Consider the following 7,034-nt stretch of genomic DNA (forward strand, 5'->3'; position numbering starts at 1 on the left):
GTGGGGATCTGGGAGACAGTCCGGCAGGGAGGCCCGGAAGCGGGGGGCTCACCGCACGAGCGGCGCACGACGAGCCGGGCGGGAAAGGCGGCGGACTCCGGGGTTCGTTCCTCGATCCGGGCCACCAGGGCCCGTACGGCGGCCCGGCCGAGTTCGCCCGTCGGCTGGGCGATCGCCGTGACGGGCGGATCGGTGTGCACGAACCACGGGATGTCGTCGAAGGCGGCGAGCGCGATGTCTTCCGGAACACGCAACCCGCGGGCGCGGATCGCGTCCAGCGCGCCGAGCGCCATCAGGTTGTCGGCCGCGAAGACCGCCTCGGGGGGCTCCGGCAGGTCGAGGAACCCCTCGGTGACGCGGCGGCCGCTGGCTGCCTGGAAGTCGCCCTGGCCGGTGTAGGCGTCCGGCAGATCGAGCCCGTGGTCCGCCATCGCCTCGCGGAAGGCCTCCACCCGCTCGCTACCGGTCGTGGTACTGCCCGGTCCCGCGATGATGGCGAGGCGCCGGTGCCCGAGGGCGTACAGGTGTGCGACCAGGTCCCGCACGGCGGCGCGGCCGTGGGACCGTACGACGGGGACGTCGAGGTCCGGGACCCACCGGTCCACGAACACCATCGGGGTGCCTCCGCGTGCCGCGTCCCGCAGCAGCGGGGAGGCGCCGTCGGCGGGGGAGACCAGCAGTCCGTCGATCCGGCGGTCCAGCAGGGTCCGGATGTGGTGGTCCTGGAGATCGGGCCGCTCGTCGGCGTTGCCGATGATCACGCTGTAGCCGAGGGCGCGGGCCTCCTCCTCGACCGAGCGGGCCAGCTCGGTGAAGTACGGGTTCAGCACGTCACTGATGATCAGACCGAGGGTGTGTGTCTGGTCGGTCCGCAGGGAACGGGCCACGGCGTTGGGCCGGTAGCCCAGCTCGGCCACGGCGGCCAGCACACGGGAGCGCGCCTCGGCGCTCACCGAGGGATGAGCGTTCAGCACCCGCGAGACCGTGGCGACGGAGACACCCGCCGCGGCGGCGACGTCCTTGATGCTCGCCATCGACGGCTCCACCTCCTTGTGGAATCGTTTACAACGACTGTTCCGGAGGATTGGAATCGATTACACGGGCTCCCGGCAAGCCCCTCCCCAGTGGCTGAAATCAGATCGTGATGAACCCTGCTCATGTGAGCGCGATGGGTGCGGGCTTCGCTGTCCGTCCCCGCCGGTACCGTCGGTCCATGGCTCAAGGGGCGGCTCGACAGGCGGGAAACACCACGGGCGAACGACAGTTGGCCGAGCTGGAGGGTGTGCTGGAGCGCATCACTTACGCGGACGAGGAGACCGGCTACACCGTCGCCCGCGTCGACACCGGCCGGGGCGGCGGTGACCTGCTCACCGTGGTCGGCGCGCTGCTCGGCGCCCAGGTGGGGGAGTCGCTGCGGATGCGGGGGCGCTGGGGCTCGCACCCGCAGTACGGCAGGCAGTTCACCTGCGAGAACTACACGACCGTCCTCCCCGCCACCGTCCAGGGCATCCGCCGTTACCTCGGCTCCGGCCTGGTCAAGGGCATCGGCCCGGTCTTCGCCGACCGCATCACCCGGCACTTCGGCCTGGACACCCTGCGGATCATCGAGGAGGAGCCGAAGCGCCTGATCGAGGTCCCCGGCCTCGGCCCCAAGCGCACCAGGCGGATCGCGGACGCCTGGGAGGAGCAGAAGGCGATCAAGGAGGTGATGCTCTTCCTCCAGACCGTCGAGGTCTCCACCTCCATCGCCGTGCGCATCTACAAGAAGTACGGCGACGCCTCCATCTCCGTGGTGAAGAACCAGCCGTACCGGCTCGCCGCCGACGTCTGGGGCATCGGCTTCCTCACCGCCGACAGGATCGCCCAGTCCGTCGGCATCCCGCACGACAGCCCCGAACGCGTCAAGGCGGGCCTCCAGTACGCCCTCTCCCAGGCCACCGACCAGGGCCACTGCTATCTGCCCGAGGAACGCCTCATCGCGGATGCGGTCAAGCTCCTCCAGGTCGACACCGGCCTGGTCATCGAGTGCCTGGCCGAGCTGGCCGCCCCCGGCGAGGAGGACGAGGAGCCCGGTGTCGTACGGGAGAGGGTGCCCGGACCGGACGGCGGGGAGCCCGTCACCGCCGTGTACCTCGTCCCCTTCCACCGGGCCGAACTCTCCCTCGCCGCGCAGGTGTCGAGGCTGCTGCGCACCGGCGAGGACCGGATGCCGGCCTTCCGGGACGTCAACTGGGACAAGGCGCTCGCCTGGCTGAAGGGCCGTACCGGCACCGACCTCGCGCCGGAGCAGGAGGCGGCCGTCCGGCTCGCGCTCACCGAGAAGGTCGCCGTCCTCACCGGCGGCCCCGGCTGCGGCAAGTCCTTCACCGTCCGCTCGGTCGTCGAACTCGCCCGCGCCCGGCGGGCCAAGGTGGTGCTCGCCGCGCCCACCGGACGTGCCGCCAAGCGGCTGGCCGAGCTGACCGGCGCCGAGGCGTCCACCGTGCACCGGCTGCTGGAGCTGAAGCCCGGCGGGGACGCCGCCTACGACCGCGACCGCCCGCTGGACGCCGACCTCGTGGTGGTGGACGAGGCGTCCATGCTGGATCTGCTGCTCGCCAACAAGCTGGTCAAGGCCGTACCGCCCGGCGCCCACCTGCTGTTCGTGGGTGACGTGGACCAGTTGCCCAGCGTCGGCGCCGGGGAGGTGCTGCGGGACCTGCTGGCCGAGGGCGGCCCGGTGCCCGCCGTCCGGCTCACCCGTGTCTTCCGCCAGGCACAGCGGTCCGGCGTGGTCACCAACGCGCACCGGATCAACGCGGGCCGGCACCCGCTCACCGAGGGGATGGACGACTTCTTCCTCTTCGTCGAGGACGACACCGAGGAGGCCGGCCGGCTCACCGTGGACGTGGCCGCCCGCCGCATCCCGGCCCGCTTCGGCCTCGACCCGCGCCGGGACGTGCAGGTCCTCGCCCCGATGCACCGGGGCCCGGCGGGCGCCGGCGCTCTGAACGCCCTGCTCCAGCAGGCCGTCACGCCCGGCCGCCCCGACGTGCCGGAGAAGCGGTTCGGCGGCCGGGTCTTCCGGGTCGGCGACAAGGTCACCCAGGTCCGCAACAACTACGACAAGGGCGCGAACGGCGTCTTCAACGGCACCGTGGGCGTGGTGACCTCACTCGACCCGGTCGAGCAGCGCCTGACGGTGCTGACCGACGAGGACGAGGAGGTGGGGTACGAATTCGACGAACTGGACGAACTGGCCCATGCCTACGCCGTGACCATTCACCGCTCCCAGGGCAGTGAATACCCGGCCGTGGTGATCCCGGTCACCACCGGCGCCTGGATGATGCTCCAGCGCAACCTGCTCTACACGGCGGTCACCCGCGCCAAGAAGCTGGTGGTGCTGGTGGGTTCGCGCAAGGCGATCGGGCAGGCCGTACGCACGGTGTCGGCAGGCCGGCGGTGCACGGCGCTCGGCAGCAGGCTCGCCGGGTCGGTACCTGTCGCCGAAAATGATCGATCAAATGAGTCACGAAGGTCACAGAGCCTTTCCCGATGCCCCGCCCAGGAGGCAGGATGAGCAGGTTGACGGCACTGAGTGCCGCCAGTGGGCCAAGTGGCGACCCCGAGTGCACTCTCCTGAGCCAAATGGGGGATGGTAGAGACAGTCAGGGCACCTCGAAGATGAGGCACTAAGTCGGTGAGGGAAGACGTGAGCGAGCACACCAAGAACGACGCGGTAGTACTGCGGGTCGGCGACGGCGAGTACACCTATCCGGTGGTCGACAGCACCGTCGGCGACAAGGGCTTCGACATCGGGAAGCTCCGCGCCCAGACCGGTCTGGTGACCCTGGACAGCGGCTACGGCAACACCGCCGCGTACAAATCCGCCGTCACCTACCTCGACGGCGAGGCGGGCATCCTCCGCTACCGCGGCTACCCGATCGAGCAGCTCGCCGAGCGCTCCACCTTCCTCGAGGTGGCGTACCTCCTGATCAACGGTGAGCTGCCGACCGTCGACGAGCTGGCCAAGTTCAAGAACGACATCACGCGGCACACCCTGCTGCACGAGGACGTCAAGAACTTCTACCGGGGCTTCCCGCGCGACGCCCACCCGATGGCCATGCTGTCCTCGGTGGTCTCGGCGCTGTCCACCTTCTACCAGGACAGCCACAACCCGTTCGACGAGGAGCAGCGCGACCTCTCCACGATCCGGCTGCTCGCCAAGCTCCCGACGATCGCGGCGTACGCCTACAAGAAGTCGATCGGCCACCCCTTCGTCTACCCGCGCAACGACCTCGGCTACGTCGAGAACTTCCTGCGCATGACGTTCTCGGTGCCGGCCCAGGAGTACGACCTCGACCCGGTCGTCGTCTCCGCGCTGGACAAGCTGCTGATCCTGCACGCGGACCACGAGCAGAACTGCTCGACCTCCACGGTCCGTCTGGTCGGCTCCTCGCAGGCCAACATGTTCGCCTCGATCTCCGCCGGCATCAACGCGCTGTGGGGCCCGCTGCACGGCGGCGCCAACCAGTCGGTGCTGGAGATGCTGGAGAACATCCAGGCCAACGGCGGCGACGTCGACTCCTTCATCCGCAAGGTGAAGAACAAGGAGGACGGCGTCCGCCTGATGGGCTTCGGCCACCGGGTGTACAAGTCCTTCGACCCGCGCGCCAAGATCATCAAGGCGGCCGCGCACGACGTCCTCTCCGCGCTCGGCAAGTCCGACGAGCTGCTGGACATCGCGCTCAAGCTGGAGGAGCACGCGCTCTCCGACGACTACTTCGTCTCGCGCAACCTCTACCCCAACGTGGACTTCTACACCGGTCTGATCTACCGGGCCATGGGCTTCCCGACCGAGATGTTCACGGTCCTGTTCGCCCTCGGCCGCCTGCCGGGCTGGATCGCCCAGTGGACCGAGATGATCAAGGAGCCGGGCTCCCGCATCGGCCGCCCGCGCCAGATCTACACGGGTGTCGTCGAGCGCGACTTCGTGCCGGTCGAGCAGCGCTAGTAACCGAAAAAGCGGAAGGCGCCCTGGCGTCGGTCCCCCCACGGGCCGACGTCCAGGGCGCCTTCCCATGCCCCGGTGCGGATTCCCCCCACGGGATCCGGGCCGGGCGCTCGGAGAGACAGCGCCTGAATTCGCTGTCCGAGCAGGACGGGCGTACCCGCCGTGCTCCAGTGACGTGAAACGTGTTGCGGTCTGCCGGGACAGCGCACGCTGGGAGGGCCGCTCAAAGCTTCCCGGTGTACGTGCCCCGGCAACGCATCTCCGGAGAAGTCCCCCAAGACAACTCCAGATGCCAGCCGGCGCCCCCCAAGACGCTGGACTGACACCGCCAACTTAGACCTTCGAACCCCTTCGATGGTTACGTTCGCGTCACTGTGATCTGCGTCTCTTGCATACGTCCCATAAGTGCGCAAGAGCCCCGATACGGCGATCGGGGCCCAAGCGTAAGGAAGATGCGCGAGCCTTGTGAAGAGCTTATGTGAGGTGCGCGCCGGACTCCAGAGGGACTCTTACTTCTCCTCGGGGGACTTCTTCCGGCCACCTACGGCACTTCCTGGCCCGCCTCAGCGGAACCGGCGCAACCGCAGGCTGTTGGTCACCACGAACACCGAGGAGAAGGCCATGGCCGCCCCCGCGATCATCGGATTCAGCAGCCCCGCCGCGGCCAGCGGCAGCGCGGCGACGTTGTAGCCGAAGGCCCACACCAGGTTGCCCTTGATGGTGGCGAGGGTGCGCCGGGAGAGCCGGATGGCGTCGGCTGCCACCCGCAGGTCGCCCCGGACCAGGGTGAGGTCCCCGGCCTCGATCGCCGCGTCGGTACCGGTACCCATGGCGAGACCGAGGTCGGCGGTGGCGAGCGCGGCCGCGTCGTTCACCCCGTCCCCGACCATGGCGACGGTCCGGCCCTCGCGCCGCAGCTTCTGGATCACGTCCACCTTGTCCTCGGGCAGCACCTCGGCGACGACCTCGTCGATGCCGACCTCCCGCGCGACCGCCTCGGCCACCGTGCGGTTGTCCCCGGTGAGGAGCACCGGCGTCAGACCGAGCGCGCGCAGTTCGCGTACCGCCTCGGCGCTGGTCTCCTTCACCGCGTCCGCGACGGCGAGCACCGCGCGCGGCCTGCCGTCCCAGCCCGCCACGACGGCCGTACGGCCCTCCTGTTCGGCCTTGAAGCGGGCGGTGGCCAGTTCACCCGGCAGGTCGTCCCAGAGCCGTCCGGCGGCCACCTCGTGGCCGTCCACGCGGCCGCGTACGCCGCGACCGGGGACGTTCTCGAAGTGCTCGGCCGGGGGCAGGGTGCCGACGCGCTCCTCCGCGCCCTCCGCGACGGCGCGTGCGACGGGGTGCTCGGAGGCGTGCTCCAGGGCGCCGACGAGCCGCAGCACCTGCTTCTCGTCCTCCCCGGGGGCGGCGTACACCTCCTGGAGCGTCATCCGCCCGGTGGTGACGGTGCCGGTCTTGTCGAGGACGACGGTGTCCACCCGCCGGGTGGACTCCAGCACCTCGGGACCCTTGATGAGGATGCCGAGCTGCGCGCCCCGCCCGGTGCCGACCATCAGCGCGGTCGGGGTGGCGAGGCCCAGCGCGCAGGGGCAGGCGATGATCAGTACGGCGACGGCTGCGGTGAACGCGGCGACCGTGTCCCCGGTGACGCCGAGCCAGACGCCGAAGGTGCCCAGCGCGACGAGGATGACGACCGGCACGAACACGGCGGAGATCCGGTCGGCGAGGCGCTGCACCTCGGCCTTGCCGTTCTGCGCGTCCTCCACCAGCCGGGCCATCCGGGCCAACTGGGTGTCCCCGCCGACCCGGTCCGCCTCGACCACAAGCCGCCCGCCCGCGTTGACGGTGGCGCCGGTGACCCGGTCGCCGGGGGCGACGTCGACGGGCACGGACTCGCCGGTCAGCATGGAGGCGTCGACGGCGGAGGTGCCCTCCAGCACCGTGCCGTCGGTGGCGATCTTCTCGCCGGGCCGCACCACGAACCGGTCGCCCACGGCGAGCGAGCCCACGGGGAGCCGCGTCCCGCGCCCGCCCGCCC

General features: G+C 70.4%; 4 protein-coding genes. 2 read left to right on the forward strand and 2 right to left on the reverse strand.

What is annotated here, in order from left to right; genetic code table 11:
- Positions 1–1,034, reverse strand: a 1,034-nt coding sequence (locus CCN33_RS24085; protein WP_107483981.1) for a LacI family DNA-binding transcriptional regulator, incomplete at its 3' end; no start/stop codon positions are given.
- Between the two features lie 179 nt (positions 1,035–1,213).
- Here CCN33_RS24085 and recD2 point away from each other — a divergent pair.
- The gene (gene recD2, locus CCN33_RS24090; RefSeq protein WP_086695592.1) at positions 1,214–3,559 is read left to right on the forward strand and encodes an SF1B family DNA helicase RecD2; all 2,346 of its coding nucleotides are present in this window, start codon (positions 1,214–1,216) and stop codon (positions 3,557–3,559) included.
- A gap of 132 nt (positions 3,560–3,691) precedes the next feature.
- Positions 3,692–4,993, forward strand: a complete 1,302-nt coding sequence (locus tag CCN33_RS24095; RefSeq protein WP_086695593.1) for a citrate synthase — start codon at positions 3,692–3,694, stop codon at positions 4,991–4,993.
- A 563-nt stretch (positions 4,994–5,556) separates the two neighbouring features.
- Here the strand turns inward: CCN33_RS24095 and CCN33_RS24100 are convergent.
- On the reverse strand, positions 5,557–7,034 hold a 1,478-nt coding region (locus CCN33_RS24100; RefSeq protein ID WP_140394645.1), incomplete at its 5' end, for a heavy metal translocating P-type ATPase.

It is taken from the genome of Streptomyces recifensis (assembly GCF_002154615.1).
Classification (GTDB): Bacteria; Actinomycetota; Actinomycetes; order Streptomycetales; family Streptomycetaceae; genus Streptomyces; species Streptomyces griseoluteus.

What these genes read in the sequence shown, in the direction of transcription:
- recD2 (WP_086695592.1), top strand. Translation starts at nt 1,214, where the DNA reads ATGGCTCAAGGGGCGGCTCGACAGGCGGGAAACACCACGGGCGAACGA.